This is a genomic window from Roseateles sp., assembly GCF_019237615.1.
Classification (GTDB): Bacteria; Pseudomonadota; Gammaproteobacteria; order Burkholderiales; family Burkholderiaceae_C; genus Pelomonas.
Genome location: NZ_JAFAGT010000093.1, coordinates 1 through 14,294, shown reverse-complemented (window position 1 = coordinate 14,294; position 14,294 = coordinate 1). Strand labels below are relative to the sequence as shown.

14 protein-coding genes are annotated in these 14,294 nt (G+C 68.7%); 7 read left to right on the top strand and 7 right to left on the bottom strand.

All coding sequences use genetic code 11. From position 1 onward, the window contains the following. Positions 1 to 4 precede the first annotated feature (4 nt). Both JOY88_RS19490 and JOY88_RS19485 read right to left on the bottom strand, forming a co-directional pair. Positions 5 to 625, bottom strand: coding sequence for a response regulator transcription factor (locus tag JOY88_RS19490; protein WP_293504303.1), 621 nt, complete (start codon positions 623 to 625; stop codon positions 5 to 7). Further along, positions 618 to 2,519, bottom strand: coding sequence for a sensor histidine kinase (locus JOY88_RS19485; RefSeq protein ID WP_293504302.1), 1,902 nt, complete (start codon positions 2,517 to 2,519; stop codon positions 618 to 620). The genes JOY88_RS19490 and JOY88_RS19485 overlap by 8 nt, the downstream gene beginning before the upstream one ends. Before the next feature lie 108 nt (positions 2,520 to 2,627). On the opposite strand from JOY88_RS19485, the gene JOY88_RS19480 reads away from it, so the two are divergent. The 5 genes from JOY88_RS19480 to JOY88_RS19460 all read left to right on the top strand — a co-directional run bounded on the left by JOY88_RS19480 (position 2,628) and on the right by JOY88_RS19460 (position 7,742). Continuing rightward, entirely contained in the window at positions 2,628 to 3,626 is a 999-nt protein-coding gene (locus tag JOY88_RS19480; protein ID WP_293504301.1) for a TRAP transporter substrate-binding protein, read from the top strand. A 73-nt stretch (positions 3,627 to 3,699) separates the two neighbouring features. Then, positions 3,700 to 4,710 carry a TRAP transporter substrate-binding protein gene (locus tag JOY88_RS19475; RefSeq protein WP_293504300.1) on the top strand — a complete coding sequence of 337 codons (1,011 nt, stop codon included), beginning with the start codon at positions 3,700 to 3,702 and terminating at the stop codon, positions 4,708 to 4,710. A gap of 87 nt (positions 4,711 to 4,797) precedes the next feature. Beyond that, positions 4,798 to 5,415, top strand: a complete 618-nt coding sequence (locus JOY88_RS19470) for a TRAP transporter small permease (protein ID WP_293504299.1) — start codon at positions 4,798 to 4,800, stop codon at positions 5,413 to 5,415. Further along, entirely contained in the window at positions 5,412 to 6,695 is a 1,284-nt protein-coding gene (locus tag JOY88_RS19465; RefSeq protein WP_293504298.1) for a TRAP transporter large permease, read from the top strand. Before JOY88_RS19470 ends, JOY88_RS19465 begins: the two co-directional genes overlap by 4 nt. Before the next feature lie 66 nt (positions 6,696 to 6,761). After that, positions 6,762 to 7,742: an SRPBCC family protein gene (locus tag JOY88_RS19460; RefSeq protein ID WP_293504297.1), complete on the top strand. Its 981-nt coding sequence runs from the start codon at positions 6,762 to 6,764 to the stop codon at positions 7,740 to 7,742. A 154-nt stretch (positions 7,743 to 7,896) separates the two neighbouring features. Here the strand turns inward: JOY88_RS19460 and JOY88_RS19455 are convergent, their stop codons facing one another. Continuing rightward, a complete protein-coding gene (locus tag JOY88_RS19455; protein WP_293504296.1) occupies positions 7,897 to 8,622 on the bottom strand; it encodes a CPBP family intramembrane glutamic endopeptidase in 726 nt (241 codons plus the stop codon). A gap of 196 nt (positions 8,623 to 8,818) precedes the next feature. On the opposite strand from JOY88_RS19455, the gene JOY88_RS19450 reads away from it, so the two are divergent. Beyond that, positions 8,819 to 9,583: a type III pantothenate kinase gene (locus JOY88_RS19450; protein WP_293504295.1), complete on the top strand. Its 765-nt coding sequence runs from the start codon at positions 8,819 to 8,821 to the stop codon at positions 9,581 to 9,583. 24 nt (positions 9,584 to 9,607) lie between these two features. Here the strand turns inward: JOY88_RS19450 and hslU are convergent, their stop codons facing one another. Continuing rightward, positions 9,608 to 10,933 (bottom strand): ATP-dependent protease ATPase subunit HslU, encoded by a 1,326-nt coding sequence (gene hslU, locus JOY88_RS19445; RefSeq protein WP_293504294.1) that lies wholly within the window; start codon positions 10,931 to 10,933, stop codon positions 9,608 to 9,610. A 106-nt stretch (positions 10,934 to 11,039) separates the two neighbouring features. Between hslU and JOY88_RS19440 the strand changes: the two genes are divergently transcribed. Continuing rightward, positions 11,040 to 11,585 carry a hypothetical protein gene (locus JOY88_RS19440; protein WP_293504293.1) on the top strand — a complete coding sequence of 182 codons (546 nt, stop codon included), beginning with the start codon at positions 11,040 to 11,042 and terminating at the stop codon, positions 11,583 to 11,585. A 13-nt stretch (positions 11,586 to 11,598) separates the two neighbouring features. Here the strand turns inward: JOY88_RS19440 and hslV are convergent, their stop codons facing one another. The 3 genes from hslV to dksA form a co-directional block, all read right to left on the bottom strand. Next, the gene (gene hslV, locus JOY88_RS19435) at positions 11,599 to 12,168 is read right to left on the bottom strand and encodes an ATP-dependent protease subunit HslV (RefSeq protein WP_293504292.1); all 570 of its coding nucleotides are present in this window, start codon (positions 12,166 to 12,168) and stop codon (positions 11,599 to 11,601) included. A gap of 38 nt (positions 12,169 to 12,206) precedes the next feature. After that, positions 12,207 to 13,958: a hypothetical protein gene (locus tag JOY88_RS19430; RefSeq protein ID WP_293504291.1), complete on the bottom strand. Its 1,752-nt coding sequence runs from the start codon at positions 13,956 to 13,958 to the stop codon at positions 12,207 to 12,209. Between the two features lie 37 nt (positions 13,959 to 13,995). Then, positions 13,996 to 14,294: RNA polymerase-binding protein DksA (dksA, locus tag JOY88_RS19425; RefSeq protein ID WP_293504290.1), on the bottom strand; the 299-nt coding region annotated here is incomplete at its 5' end.

Below are 14,294 nucleotides of genomic sequence, written 5' to 3'. Positions count from 1 at the left end.
GGCCTCAGCCAGGCTTGCCCGCCAGCAAGGTCGCCACCTCCGCGGCCGATCGCACGCCCAGCTTGGCGAATACGCGCGCCCGGTGCACCTCCACCGTCCGCACCGACACGTTCAGTTCGTCGGCGATGACCTTGTTGAGCTTGCCCGCAGCCACGCGCGTCATCACCTCGCGCTCGCGCTCCGTCAGGCTGGCCAGCCGCGCGCTGCGTTCGGCCGCCTGCGCGCCCTCGGCCTGCATCGCGGCGTCCACCGCCAGCGCCTGCTCGATGCGGTCGGCCAGCGCGTTGTCGCCATAGGGCTTCTCCAGAAAGTCGAAGGCACCCTTCTTCAGCGCCTCGACGACCATCGGGATGTCACCATGGCCGGTCAGGAACAGCACCGGATTCTTCAGCCTGCGCGCCAGCAGTTCGTCGTGCAGCCGCGTGCCGCTCATGGGCTCCATGCGCACATCCAGCAGGAACACGCCGTGCGGCGGCGGCTCACTGTCCAGTGCGGCCAGCAGCGCAGGGCCGCCATCGAAGGCACGCACGGCAAGGCCGCGTGAGCGCAGCAGGAAGGCGAGCGCGTCGCGCACGCCGGGGTCGTCGTCGACGAGGTGGACGCTGCCCAGCAGGGGGTCAGGCATGGGCGGACTCCGAAGTCAGGGGAAGACTGAACGAGAACAGCGCGCCGCCACCGGGCGCCTCATCGGCATCGAGCACGCCCTGGTGGGCCTCGACGATGGAGCGGCAGATGGCCAGGCCCATGCCCATGCCGTCGGCCTTGGTGGAGTAGAACGGTGCACACAGCTGCTCGACGCGCCGGCCGACCAGGCCGGGACCGTTGTCCTGCACGTCCACGCGCACGAACTCGCCCGCCACGCGGCTGCTGACGGCGATGCGCCGGCCGTCGGCGCGCGCCTGCAGCGCGTCGGCGGCGTTGCGCACCAGGTTGATGACGACCTGCTCGATCAGCACCGCGTCGGCCGTCACGGCCGGCACGCCGGGCGCCAGCGTCACGTCCAGCGCGACGCCGCGGCGCTGGCAGTCGCGGCGCAGCAGGTCCAGCGCGGCAACGATGACCTCGTGCAGATCGCAGCGCTCGTGGCGCGGCTCGCGGCGCGTCAGGAACTCACGGATGCGCGCGACGATGCGGCCCGCCTGCGCGGCCTGCTGGCCCAGTCGCGCCAGCGCGCCGCGCACCAGCTCGTCCTGCACGCCCAGCTTGTCCAGCGAGTTGGCAATGCCGGCGCCATAGCTGGCGATGGCGGTCAGCGGCTGGTTCAGCTCGTGCGCCAGCGTGGAGGCAACCTCGCCCAGCATGGTCAGCCGCGCGTTGTGCGCCAGCGTCTCGACCTGACGGCGCTCGCGGTCCTCGAGCCGCTTGCGCTCGGTGATGTCGAGGATGGAGCCCATCCAGCCGATCTGGCGGCCACCCGCGTCCACCAGCGGCGACTCGAACACCATCACGTCCACCATGCGGCCGGAGCTGTGCCGCCAGCGCGTCTCGTAGCCCTCGCGCGGCGCCTGGCCGGCGAGGTTGCGGCGGTTGCGCTCCGCCACCTCTGCCAGCGCGTCGAGCGGCCAGTAGGGCATGGGCGGCAGCAGGCCCACGAGCCGCTCGGCGGGCAGGCCCACCATGTCGCTGAAGGTGCGGTTGACGTAGAGCAGCCGGCCGTCGAAGTCGCGCGCGCGCAGCGCGACGACGGCGGAGTCCTCCATCGCGCGACGCCACGCGGCCTCGGTGCGCCAGGCGTCCTCGGCGCGCTGGGCCGCAAGCATTTGGCGGCGTATCAGCAGGCTGGCCACGGCGATCAGCGGCAGGAAGCCGGCCAGCAGCACCCAGCCCAGCCTGCGCGTGCCGTTGACGCTGGGGTCGCGCAGCGTCAGCTCAAGCGCCGCGTCGGTCAGCGCGCGCTGCGTCAGCGGGCTGGAGCGCAGCGGCCCCGGCAGCGCCACGCGGTAGCTGGGCCGCGACGCCTGCGCGGCGCGCAGCGGCGACTCGGTGCTGGACGCGATGACCTGGTCGGCGCTGTCGACCAACTGCACGTCGTACTTGCGCGCCAGCCACCAGGGCACGCCGCGCTTGAGCAGCACGGCGGGCGAATAGCGCACCACCAGCACCTCGTCGTGCCCCACCGCCGCGGTCAGGTGCAGCGACAGGCCGTCCTCGTAGCGGCCGGCCTCCAGCCGGCTGGGCACCTCGGCCAGCACGCGGTTGCGAGCGTCCAGCCAGGTGACCGACAGCCACAGCCGGTGCAGCCCGGCGTTGACCTCGGGATGGGCGGCCAGCGCCGCCTCGCTGGGCGTCTCGCCCACCAGCGCAGCCGCCAGCTGGCGCAGCTGCGCGGCCTCGATGTCGATGCGGGCGCGCAGTTGCGCCTCCAGGCTGAGCGCGTCGGCGATCAGCGTCTGGCGCTGCTGGTCCAGTTCGTCGGCCTCGTTGGCACGCACCCAGGCCAGCACCCCCAGCACAAAGATCAGGGATAACCCGAGCGGCAGCAGCCACAGACTTCGGGACGGCAGGTCGCGCAGCGTCATGGGCAGAGTCTAAGAACGGCGGGCACGCGCAGAAATGTGGAACTCCACAACTACCCCACGCCGCTGCCGCCCGGAAAAATCTCCGGCATACCTATTAGGAGACGATCTATGGCCCAAGCGGTCCGCCGCCTGCTGCTCGCCGCGGCAATAGCCTTGCCCTTTGCGGCCCTGGCCGAGACGCCCATCGTCATCAAGTTCAGCCACGTGGTGGCCAATGACACGCCCAAGGGCCGGGCCGTGCTGCGCTTCAAGGAAGAGGCCGAGAAGCGCAGCCATGGCCGGGTCAAGGTCGAGGTCTACCCCAACAGCCAGCTCTACAAGGACAAGGAAGAGCTGGAGGCGCTGCAGCTGGGCTCCGTGCAGATGCTGGCGCCGTCGCTGTCCAAGTTCGGGCCGCTGGGCGCCAAGCAGTTCGAGATCTTCGACCTGCCCTACCTGTTCACGACCGAGCAGCAGTATGTGCAGGTCGCCGGCGGCAAGATCGGCCAGGAGCTGATGGGTGCTCTGGAAAGCAAGGGCATCCACGGGCTGGCGTACTGGAGCGGCGGCTTCCACGTGTTCTCGGCCAACAAGCCGCTGCTCAAGCCGGCGGACCTGAAGGGCCTGAAGATGCGGATCCCCAGCTCCAAGGTGCTGGAGGCCAGCCTGCGCCTGATGGGCGCGCTGCCGCAGACCATGCCGTTCTCGGAGGTCTACCAGGCGCTGCAGACCGGCGTCGTCGACGGCACCGAGAACGTCCTGTCCAGCTACACCTCGCAGAAGTACTACGAGGTGCAGAAGCACATCACGCTGACCAACCACACGCACACCGGCTACGCCGCCATCGTCAACAAGAAGTTCTGGGACGGCCTGCCGGCCGACCTCCAGGCGGCGCTGACCGAGGCCATGAAGCAGGCCACCGACTACGAGTTCCACCTGGTCGCTCAGGAGAACCAGGACGCGCTGGCCGAGCTGCGCAAAAGCGGCCGCGTGCAAGTGCACGACCTCACCGACGCCGAGCGCGAGCAATGGCGCCAGACGCTGTGGCCCGTGCACAAGGAAATGGAATCCCGCATCGGCGGCGACCTGCTGAAGCGCGTCTACCAGGTCACCGGCTCGGCGAAGTGAGCCGCGGCGGATCCCGCCCGCCCCAACCCCTATCCAAACCCGTATCGCTCTCACAACCACGGAGACAAAAACCATGAAGCTCTTCACCCGCCGCGCCGCACTGGCGCTCGCCGCCGCGCTGACGCTCCCTCTGGCCGCCCACGCCCAGGCCCCCATCGTCATCAAGTTCAGCCACGTGGTGGCGCCTGACACGCCCAAGGGCAAGGGCGCGCAGCGCTTCAAGGAACTGGCCGAGCAGCGCACCAACGGCCGCGTGAAGGTCGAGGTCTACCCGAACAGCCAGCTCTACAAGGACAAGGAAGAGATGGAGGCGCTGCAGCTGGGCTCGGTCCAGATGCTGGCCCCGTCGCTGGCCAAGTTCGGCCCGCTGGGCGTGAAGGAGTTCGAGGTCTTCGACCTGCCCTATCTGTTCAAGGACGACCAGTCCTTCCGCGCCGTCACCGACGGGCCGGTCGGCGCCGACCTGTTCAAGAAGCTGGAGCCCAAGGGCATCAAGGGCCTGGCCTTCTGGGACAACGGCTTCCACATCATGAGCGCCAACAAGCCGCTGCACCATGTGGCGGACTTCAAGGGCATGAAGATGCGCATCCAGTCCAGCAAGGTGCTGGACGCGCAGATGCGCGCGCTGGGTGCCATCCCGCAGGTGATGGCCTTCAGCGAGCTCTACCAGGCGCTGCAGACCGGCGTGGTGGACGGCACCGAGGGCGTGCCCAGCAACTTCTACACGCAGAAGATCTACGAAGTGCAGAAGCACATGACGCTGTCCAACCACGGCCACCTGGCCTACGCGGTCATCGTCAACAAGAAGTTCTGGGACGGCCTGCCCGCCGACATCCGCACGCAGCTGGAAGGCGCGATCAAGGACTCGACGACCTACGCCAACGCCATCGCCTCCACCGAGAACGCCACCGCGCTGCAGGCCATCAAGGCCAGCGGCCGCGTGACCGTCTACACGCCGACGCCGGCCGAGACCAACGAGTGGAAGAAGGCGCTGATGCCTGTGCACAAGGAGATGGAGTCGCGCGTGGGCAAGACCACCATCGACGCCGCCTATAAGGCAGCCGGCTTCGTCGCCCCGAAGTAACCCCCCCCACCCACGAACCATCCGTGCATCTCCCGGAGGCGCTGGCCTCCGGCGGGGCACGGCTTTGCCCGTGAAAGGAGAAGAACAATGCTGAATAAAGCGCTGAACCATCTGGAGGAGTGGCTGATCTCCTTCCTGATGGCCGCGGCGACGCTGGTGATCTTTGTCGCCGTCGTGCACCGCTATCTAGCCGGCGTACCCTACATCCAGGACATCGCCCTCAAGATCCACATGAGCTGGGCGCAGGAGCTGTGCATCATCCTGTTCGTCTGGATGTGCAAGTTCGGTGCCGCCTACGGCGTGCGCACCGGCATCCACGTCGGCGTGGACGTCGTCATCAACCGCATGACGCCAAAGAACCGCGGCCGCTTCGTCATCTTCGGCCTGCTGGCCGGCGCGTTCTTCACCGGCACCATTGCCGTGATGGGCGGCAACTTTGTATGGGACAACGGCGCGCATTACGCCTTCCTGCAACTGATCGGCCAGCCCAACCCCGACGTGTTCGAGGGACCGACGACGCCCGACCTGGAATGGCCCACCTGGATCGTCTATTCCGCCATCCCGCTGGGTTCGGCGCTGATGTGCTACCGCTTCCTGCAGGTCTGCTGGAACTTCTGGAAGACCGGCGAACTGCCCAAGCATGACGAATCCCACGTCGAGGGCGTGGATGAACAGACCCCGCTGGACGTGGAGGCCCGCAAATGAATGCACTCATCATCTTCAGCCTGTTGCTGGCGCTGATGCTGACCGGCATGCCGATCAGCATCTCGCTGGGCCTGACCGTGCTGACCTTCATCGTCACGATGACCCAGGTCCCCATCGAATCGGTCGCCCTGAAGCTGTTCACGGGCATCGAGAAGTGGGAAATCATGGCCGTGCCCTTCTTCATCCTGGCCGGCAACTTCCTGACGCACGGCGGTGTCGCGCGGCGGATGATCAACTTCGCGACCAGCATGGTGGGGCACTTCCACGGCGGCCTGGCGCTGGCGTCCATCCTGGCCTGCTCGATGTTCGCGCTGGTCTGTGGCTCCTCGGTCGCGACGGTCGTCGCCATCGGCTCCATCGTGCTGCCCGCCATGGTGGCCCACGGCTACCCGATGCGCTTCGGCGCCGGCGTCATCATCACGGCCGGCTCGCTGGGCATCCTGATGCTGCCGTCCATCCCGAAGGTCATCTACGCGATCTCGACCAACACCTCCATCGGTGCGCTGTTCGTCGCCGGTCTGCTGCCCGGCATCATGCTGGCGCTGATGCTGGCCGCCGTGACCTGGTGGATCGCCCGCAAGAACAACTACCCGCGCCTGGCCAGGGCCGGCTGGATGGCCCGTTTCCACGCCTTCCGCAAGAGCTTCTGGGGCCTGCTGCTGGTCGTCATCATCGTCGGCGGCATCTGGTCGGGCGCCTTCACGGCGACCGAGGCGGCGGCGATGGCTGCGGTGTACTCGTTCTTCGTGGCGATCTTCGTCTACAAGGACCTGAAGCTGCGCGACGTGCCCAAGGTGCTGAAGGACTCGGCCAACATGTCCGCGATGCTGCTCTACATCATCACGAACGCGGTGCTGTTCTCCTTCGTGCTGACCAACGAGAACCTGCCGCACCAGTTGGCCGACTGGCTGCTGTCGATGAACCTGGGCCAGAACGGCTTCCTGTTCGTCGTCAACCTGGTGCTGCTGGGCGCCGGCAACTTCATGGACCCGTCGTCCATCATCCTGATCATGGCGCCGATCTTCTTCCCGGCCGCCATGCAGCTGGGCGTGAACCCGGTTCACTTCGGCATCCTGATCGACGTGAACATGGAAGTGGGCCTGTGCCACCCGCCGGTGGGCCTGAACCTCTACGTCGCGTCGGGCATCTCCAAGCTCGGCATCACGGAGCTGACCAAGGCCGTCATGCCCTGGCTGCTGACGATGATCGTCTTCCTCGTCATCGTCACCTACTGGCCATGGCTGACGCTGGTCGTGCCCAAGATGATGGGCATGCTCTGATACGCGCCTGAGCGCCTCTCCCAAGCCCGGCCTCGGCCGGGCTTTCTTCCATCTGGACATTCACCGATGAGCCCCCTCTTCTTCGCGCTGGCCTTGCTGCTGGTGGTGCTGCTGGTCTACATGGGCCGCTACAGCGGCCGCGTGCGCGCCGAGGCGACGCGCTTCATCGCGGCGCCGCCCGACGCCGTGCGGGCCCGCGTGGCCGACCTCGCCCAGTGGCAGGCCTGGAATCCCTGGCTCGAACACGCGCGCGAGGCCCGCGCCACGGTCGAGGGCGACACGCTGGCCTGGGACATGCCCCAGGTCGGCCGCGGCCAGGTGCACGCGCTGAAGGCGCCGGCACCGCAGGCGCTGCGACAACGATTGCGGTTCTGGCTGCCGTTCGCCTGCAAGGGCCGCTCGGACTGGCGCTTCGACCCCGCGCCTGGCGGCACCCAGGTCACCTGGCGCTTCAAGGGCCGCGTCGCCTTCACGCTGCGCGCGTTTGCGGCGACCGTGCAGGGCGCGACGCAGCTGGACCTGCGCTTCGGCCTGGACCGCCTGGCCGAGGCACTGCAGGCCGACCCGGCGCCCTACGCCCTCGCCTACCTCGGCGTGCAGGACCAGCCCGCGCGCCGGTACGCCCAGCAGCCCTACCGCGGCCCGCTGGACTCGCTGGCCGCCGAGCTGCCGCCGCGCATCGCCGAGGTGCGCGCTGAACTGGCCCGTGCCGCCCTGCCGGCGGACGGCACGGCGGTCGCCCACTACCTGAAGACGCACCTGAAGCTGCGCACCGTCGAGTGCCGCGTCGGCGTAGAACTGCCCGCAGCCATCGATCTGCCCGCTGGCCTCAAGCCGTATGAACAGCCGCCCCATGCCGCTTACTTGGTGCGCATGGACGGCCCACCCGAATCACTGGAAATGGCCTGGTACCAGGCCATGCAGCGCCTGCGCGTCGAGCAGCGCCAGCCGCACCCGCAGCTACCGCCCTATGCGCGCTACCTGACGACGTCCGCGCCAGGCCAGCCGGGCACCGTGGAGTTGCACCTGCCGCTGAAGGTGGGTTGACGGCACGCCGGTAGCGTGGCCCCTGGGGCATGACCACGCCCCTGCCGCTTTCCTGGCCGGGGCTGCGCTTGCCGCTGGCGCACGCCTGCCGGCGCCGCAGCCACGTCATCCGCCCGGCGCCGATCCGGCAGAGCGCCCGCAGGGCCGGTCGCAGTCAGGGCGTCGACGCTGCGGGCCTGGCGATCGACGACGGGGGTTCCCGCTGGATCAGCCAGCCGATCAGCCCACCCATCACATCGATGGCCGCGTGCAGCAGGATGGCGACCCAGAGCGATCCCGTCACCAGGACGATCGCCGTGAAGATGAGCCCGAGCAGCCCGGTGCGAAGCATGCCCTCGCGGCCCTGGTACGCGTGACCCAGCACGAATACGAGGACCGAGAGGATCGCCGCCACCCATATGCCGACCATCGGCTGCAGCAGCCAGACCAGGAATCCGCGGAACAGCAATTCCTCGCAGAACCCGGCAGTCACCGACGCAGCGAACCACCACGGAAGCTCAGACGCCAAATGGGGCAGAACAGCCGCGGTGCTACCGAGCTGTTCGCGCAACTGCGCGGACCTTTCGGGTTGACGGATGATCTTCATCGCGCCATGGACCTGCAGCGCGATGACCGCTGCGCCCAGGCCCAGAGGAGCCCACAACCGCCATCCCGTGGGCCACGCGAGACCGACCGAGGCCATCGGCACGCCGCCGCCTATCCACAGCCACAGCACGAGCGCGGAAGCGCCCCACAACATCAGCATCCACCGCGCCCAGAGCGCGCGCCGAGCCCTCACGCCGTCGAGCTCGACACTGCGGGAGAAGGCAGGCCACACGATGAAGTGGTCCGCGATCATCACGAGGAGAAATGCCGCCAGGGCCAGCCATTGAAACTGCATGCGAGGAGGGTATCGAGCAGAGGGGCAACCCAGTCTACTTGCCAGCGCAGGCCGCTGCGGCCGGTCGCAGGCGTCGCGGTGTGAGTTTCTCCTGGTGGAAAGGGGCCGGCAGTCGTCGGCCGACGAAGCACAAACCCGCACGGGCAGATCCCAATGCGCTGGTAGGCTCGCGGCATCGTTCACGCCACAGCCCCCCATGAGCTTTCTGGCCATCGACATCGGCAACACCCGGCTCAAGTGGGCCGTCTACGCGGACGACGCCCAGCCCGGCACCCAGCCGCAGCAGCATGGCGCCGTCTTCCTGGAGAACATCGACCGCCTGTCCGACGAGGACTGGCAGGGCCTGGCCGCGCCGGTGCGCATCCTGGGCAGCAACGTCGCCGGCGATGCGGTGCGCCGCCGCGTCGAGGAGCAGATGGAGCATTGGGACCTCAGTGCCCGCTGGGTCGTGCCGGACGCCGAGTGCGCCGGCGTCAGGAATGGCTACGACCACCCGACCCGCCTGGGCGCCGACCGCTGGGTGGCCGTCATCGGCGCCCATGCCCATGCCCGCAAGCGCGGCTTCGACGGGCCGGTGCTGACCGTCATGGTAGGCACGGCGGTGACGGTGGACGCGCTCTCCGGCGACGGCCAGTTCCTCGGCGGCCTGATCCTGCCCGGCCACGGCATCATGCTGCGCGCGCTGGAGGGCGGCACGGCCGGCCTGCGCGTGCCCACTGGCGAGGTGCGCGACTTCCCCACCAACACCAGTGACGCACTCACCACCGGCGGCACCTTCGCCATCACCGGCGCCATCGAGCGCATGCACCGGCTGCTGGCCAAGCGCGAGGGGCGCGAGCCGCTGGTGCTGATGACGGGCGGTGCCGGCTGGAAGGTGGCGCCGGCGCTGGACGCGCCGCACGAGCTGATCGAGGGGCTGATCTTCGACGGCCTGCTGGCCATCCATTCGGCGCGGGCCTGATCCGGCCGCGCGCCGGGCGGCGCGTCAGAGGATGAAGCGGCTCAGGTCTTCGTTGGCCGCCAGCGCGCCCAGCTTGGCATCCACGGCCGCCGCGTCCAGCGACACGGTCTGGCCCGAGCTGCGCGGCGCGTCGAAGCTGATCTCGTCGAGCAGCCGCTCCATCACCGTCGCCAGCCGCCGCGCACCGATGTTCTCGGTGCGCTCGTTGACCTCGAAGGCGATCTGCGCGAGGCGGCGTATCGCCTCGGGCTGCAGGTCCAGCGTGACACCCTCGGTCGCGAGCAGGGCCTGGTACTGCTTGACGAGGCTGGCATGCGTGCTCGTCAGGATGGCCTCGAAGTCGGCGACGGACAGCGAGTCCAGCTCGACGCGTATAGGCAACCGGCCCTGCAGCTCGGGGATGAGGTCGCTGGGTTTGCTGAGGTGGAAGGCGCCACTGGCGATGAAGAGGATGTGATCGGTCTTCACGAGGCCGTACTTCGTCGACACCGTCGTGCCCTCGACCAGAGGCAGCAGGTCGCGCTGCACGCCCTGGCGCGACACCTCGGCCCCGCCGTTCTCCTGGCGTGACGCGACCTTGTCGATCTCGTCGATGAAGACGATGCCCATCTCCTGAGCATTGGTCAGCGCCGTCGCGCGGATCTCCTCCTCGTTGACGAGCTTGGCGGCTTCCTCGTCGATGAGCAGCTTCATTGCCTCCGCGATCTTGAGCTTGCGCGTCTTCTTCTGGTTGCCGCCGAACTGGCTGAACATGCCCTTGAGCTGCTCGGCCATGTCCTCCATGCCGGGCTGGTTGCCAAAGGGCGTCAGCACCTCCAGGCTGGGCCTGGGCGCGAGCAGGTCCAGCTCGATGTCCTTGTCATCCAGCTGGCCCTCGCGCAGGCGCTTGCGGAAGGCCTGGCGCGTCGGGTTGTCGCTGTCCTTGTCGGTGCGGGAGCCGGGCAGCAGCACATCGAGGATGCGCTCCTCGGCGGCATCCTCGGCGCGCGTCTGGCAGCGCTGCATGGCTGCCTCGCGCTCCTGCTTGACAGCCACCTCGATGAGGTCGCGGATGATGGAGTCCACGTCCTTGCCGACATAGCCCACCTCGGTGAACTTGGTCGCCTCGACCTTGATGAAGGGTGCGCCGGCCAGCCGGGCCAGGCGGCGGGCGATCTCGGTCTTGCCGACGCCGGTCGGACCGATCATCAGGATGTTCTTGGGCGTGATCTCCGCGCGCAGCTTCTCATCGACCCGCTGGCGCCGCCAGCGATTGCGCATGGCGATGGCGACGGCGCGCTTGGCGGCCTGCTGGCCGACGATGTGGCGGTCCAGCTCGGAGACGATTTCCTGGGGGGTCATATTACTCATGGCATTAGGGTATTCGTGGAAGATCGAGATCGAGCCTGCCGGTACAACACCGACCCACGCACCCGACCGGGCGCCGATGCTCGAACAAGGATTTCAGGGAGTTCCGATGCTTCGCATTGCCAGGATTGCGCGCCGCCTGGCGCCGATGCTCGCCGTCGCCACGGCCTTGAGCGCCTGCGCCACGCTGTCGGCGCCAGCCAAGCTGCAGACGCTGAGGGTCAGCGTCGTCACCGACAAGGGGGCAGCGCTGGACGCCGCCAGCTGCACGTTGCGCAACGGCAGCGGCGAATGGCAGCTGACAGCGCCCGGCGCGGTGCAGTTGGTCGTGGACAGCCAGCCGCTGCTGCTGCGCTGCACGAGCGCCGACAAGCAGTGGGCGGGCGAGGCCGTCGTGGAGCCGCGCAGCAGCCGGGCCGGCAACATGCTGATCGGCGCGGGTGTGGGTGCCCTCGCGGGCGCCGCGGTGGGCGACCGCCAGCGCGAGCGGGACAACAAGAGCGGCCACAAAATCATGTCCAGCCTCAACGTCGTTGCCGGCATGCTGTGGGGCACGTTGATCGGCACCGGCGCGGGCGCGCTGGCCGCGCCGGACCTCAGCTACGGCGACGCCGTGCGGGTCAGCCTGACGGCGCAGCCCGGATCCGATCGCTGAACACATCGCCGCCTCAGGGCTCCAGCACTTCCAGCGTGTGGTTCTGATTGGTGTAGATGCAGATCTCGCCGGCGATCTCCAGCGAACGCTTGACGATGTCTGCCGCGCCCAGCTCGGTGTGGTTCAGCAGCGCCTTGGCCGCGGCCTGCGCATAGGCCCCGCCCGAGCCGATGGCCACGATGCCCTGCTCGGGCTCCAGCACGTCGCCGTTACCGGTGATGATGAGCGACGCGCTGCGGTCGGCCACGGCCAGCATGGCCTCCAGGCGGCGCAGCACGCGGTCGGTGCGCCAGTCGCGAGTCAGCTCGACGGCGGCGCGCACCAGGTGGCCCTGGTGCTTCTCCAGCTTGGCCTCGAAGCGCTCGAACAGCGTGAAAGCGTCGGCCGTGGCGCCCGCGAAGCCGGCCAGCACCTGGTCGCGGTAGAGCTTGCGCACCTTGCGCGCGCTGGCCTTGACGACGGTATTGCCCAGCGTCACCTGGCCATCGCCGCCGATGGCGACCTGCCAGCCGGCAGCCGTCTGGCGGCGCACCGAGATGATGGTGGTGCCGTGGTAGACGGCGGAAGAGGAATCAGAGGACATAGAGGCTCCAGATAAGGGCCGGGAGCCGCGGTGCAAGATCAGTTGATCCGCACTTTTACCTTCGCGTGCTCGTTGATGCCCATCGCGCCAAAGAACAGCGCGACGAGACGGTGGGCATCGGTGAAGACCACCGCGCGGTTCTCGCTGCGGCGTTGCAGCACCCAGTTCAGCAGGTCGCCCGCGGCCATGAAGTCCAGGCGGATCAGCTTGGTGCAGGAGATGTTGATGAGGCTGGACTCGCCGACCTCGCCGCCCATGGCACGCAGCGTGTCGGAGATGTCGCCGTTGAGCTGGCCCATCAACTCGAGCTGGGCCGCAACGCTGGCCGGATCGGGCAGGCCGGTGTCCAGGAAGGTGGACTGGGCCTCGCTCGGCATGGTGCTCGTGACCGAGCTGTTCGTCGACATGCCCTCGCTGCCGATGCGAACGCGGCATTTGGCGCGCTCCCAGGACGGCGGCGAAACCTCGTAGGTCACGCAGTAGTCGATGGCGGCCTCGTCGAACTGGTCGGGGCGGTTGGCCAGGCGCAGCGCCTCCAGGCGCAGCATCCACAGCGCGGGGTCGGTGTCGCGCTCGCCGACCGGGGCGATCTCCTTGAGCTGGCCCAGGAAGCGGTCGCCTGCGATCCAGCGCTGGTCGATCTGCTGCTGGGCCCAGGTGCGGAACAACTGGCGCAATCGGATGGCCGCCTCGATCTCGACGGCGTCCAGCGCACCCCAGTCAAAGGCCCAGGGCATGGGCAAGGTCTCGCAGCGCTTCTGCAGCACGGCCACGTCCTCCGCCGTCAGCAGGCCCGGCGCGGTCCAGCTCACCTCGCTGGCCTTGGCCATGGGCGAGCGGCCGGACTGGCGCGCCGATTCGGCCACCAGCTTGGGCATGGAAAACCATTGCGGTGCGGACAGGCCGAACTGCTGGGCGTACTCGACGGCCAACGCCTCGAACCGGCCCTGGGCGCCGGTGGCGCGGTAATGGTCGAACAGCACCAGCCAGGTTTCGCCGTGCAGGTTGCGGCTGCCGCCGGGCCGCACGAGCTCGGTCAGCGCGCGTTCGCTGGTCTCGTAGTCGGCATTGGCGAAGGCGATGACGGCCTCGTCCAGCTCGGGGTCGTGCACGACCTCCTGCACCTCGACCTCTGGCGTGGACTCGGCCAGCGTGAAGGACAGCGGCAGGTCCAGCGCCGGCAGATCGGGCAGGCGGCTGGGCGGTGAGTCGGACAGCGGCGGGAGCGCCGCCCCCATGGTCACGGCGGCTGGCGGCGTGGGCGCCTGAAGGCGCTGGACCTCGCGCAGCGTGGAGAACTCGCTGACACGCCCGCTGGCCGAGTCGACGGGCAGCGGCGCCGTGCCGGTCGCGGAGAAGGCCACGGGCCGCGTGCTGGTCTCGAAGAAGCCGGGCTGATGCTTGGGCACGGCCTGCGTCGTCGCAAAGCTCTCGCCCACCATCTGCTGCTCGATCTCGTCGATCTTGGCCTTCACGCCGAGGTCGAGCTTGGAACTGGTCTCGCTGATGCGCTCGTCATCGCCCATCTTGGACGGCGACGAGGACAGGGCCGCGAGCTGCTCGGGCGTCAGGCCCTCGCGGCGGATGCGGCGCAGCATGTCGAGCTCGCGCTTGCGCACGATGTCGTTGCGCCGCTTGCGCTCGACCATCGCGCGCAGCTCGGCCTTGGCGAGGTCGCTCTCCGGGTCGTCCTGGCGCGAGTTGATCTCGGCCCAGTCCGTCGTCGGGTTCGCGACGAAGCGCGCGACCTTGCGGAAGAAGCTCTCGTTCTTGCCGTCCTTGTCGCTCATGCGCTGCGTATCGTTGCTGGCCTGGTGGTCGGGACGGTCAGTCCCCGAACATCTTCTGCTTGAGCTCGCGGCGCTGCTGCGCCTCGAGCGAAAGCGTCGCGGTCGGGCGCGCGATCAGGCGGCCGAGGCCGATCGGCTCGCCGGTCTCGTCGCAGTAGCCGTACTCGCCGCTGTCGAGGCGCGCGAGCGACTGCATGACCTTCTTGAGCAGCTTGCGCTCGCGGTCGCGCGTGCGCAGCTCGAGCGCGTGTTCTTCTTCTATCGTCGCGCGGTCGGCCGGGTCGGGCACGATGGACGTGTCCTCGCGCAGATGCTCGGTCGTCTCGCCGGCGTTGG

Excerpts from the sequence above, each read along its gene's own strand:
- JOY88_RS19485 (WP_293504302.1), bottom strand. The coding sequence starts at position 2,519 with ATGACGCTGCGCGACCTGCCGTCCCGAAGTCTGTGGCTGCTGCCGCTC.
- JOY88_RS19490 (WP_293504303.1), bottom strand. The coding sequence starts at position 625 with ATGCCTGACCCCCTGCTGGGCAGCGTCCACCTCGTCGACGACGACCCC.
- JOY88_RS19430 (WP_293504291.1), bottom strand. The coding sequence starts at position 13,958 with ATGAGCGACAAGGACGGCAAGAACGAGAGCTTCTTCCGCAAGGTCGCG.
- JOY88_RS19455 (WP_293504296.1), bottom strand. The coding sequence starts at position 8,622 with ATGCAGTTTCAATGGCTGGCCCTGGCGGCATTTCTCCTCGTGATGATC.
- JOY88_RS19460 (WP_293504297.1), top strand. The coding sequence starts at position 6,762 with ATGAGCCCCCTCTTCTTCGCGCTGGCCTTGCTGCTGGTGGTGCTGCTG.
- JOY88_RS19475 (WP_293504300.1), top strand. The coding sequence starts at position 3,700 with ATGAAGCTCTTCACCCGCCGCGCCGCACTGGCGCTCGCCGCCGCGCTG.
- JOY88_RS19470 (WP_293504299.1), top strand. The coding sequence starts at position 4,798 with ATGCTGAATAAAGCGCTGAACCATCTGGAGGAGTGGCTGATCTCCTTC.
- JOY88_RS19440 (WP_293504293.1), top strand. The coding sequence starts at position 11,040 with ATGCTTCGCATTGCCAGGATTGCGCGCCGCCTGGCGCCGATGCTCGCC.
- JOY88_RS19480 (WP_293504301.1), top strand. The coding sequence starts at position 2,628 with ATGGCCCAAGCGGTCCGCCGCCTGCTGCTCGCCGCGGCAATAGCCTTG.
- hslV (WP_293504292.1), bottom strand. The coding sequence starts at position 12,168 with ATGTCCTCTGATTCCTCTTCCGCCGTCTACCACGGCACCACCATCATC.
- JOY88_RS19465 (WP_293504298.1), top strand. The coding sequence starts at position 5,412 with ATGAATGCACTCATCATCTTCAGCCTGTTGCTGGCGCTGATGCTGACC.
- hslU (WP_293504294.1), bottom strand. The coding sequence starts at position 10,933 with ATGAGTAATATGACCCCCCAGGAAATCGTCTCCGAGCTGGACCGCCAC.
- JOY88_RS19450 (WP_293504295.1), top strand. The coding sequence starts at position 8,819 with ATGAGCTTTCTGGCCATCGACATCGGCAACACCCGGCTCAAGTGGGCC.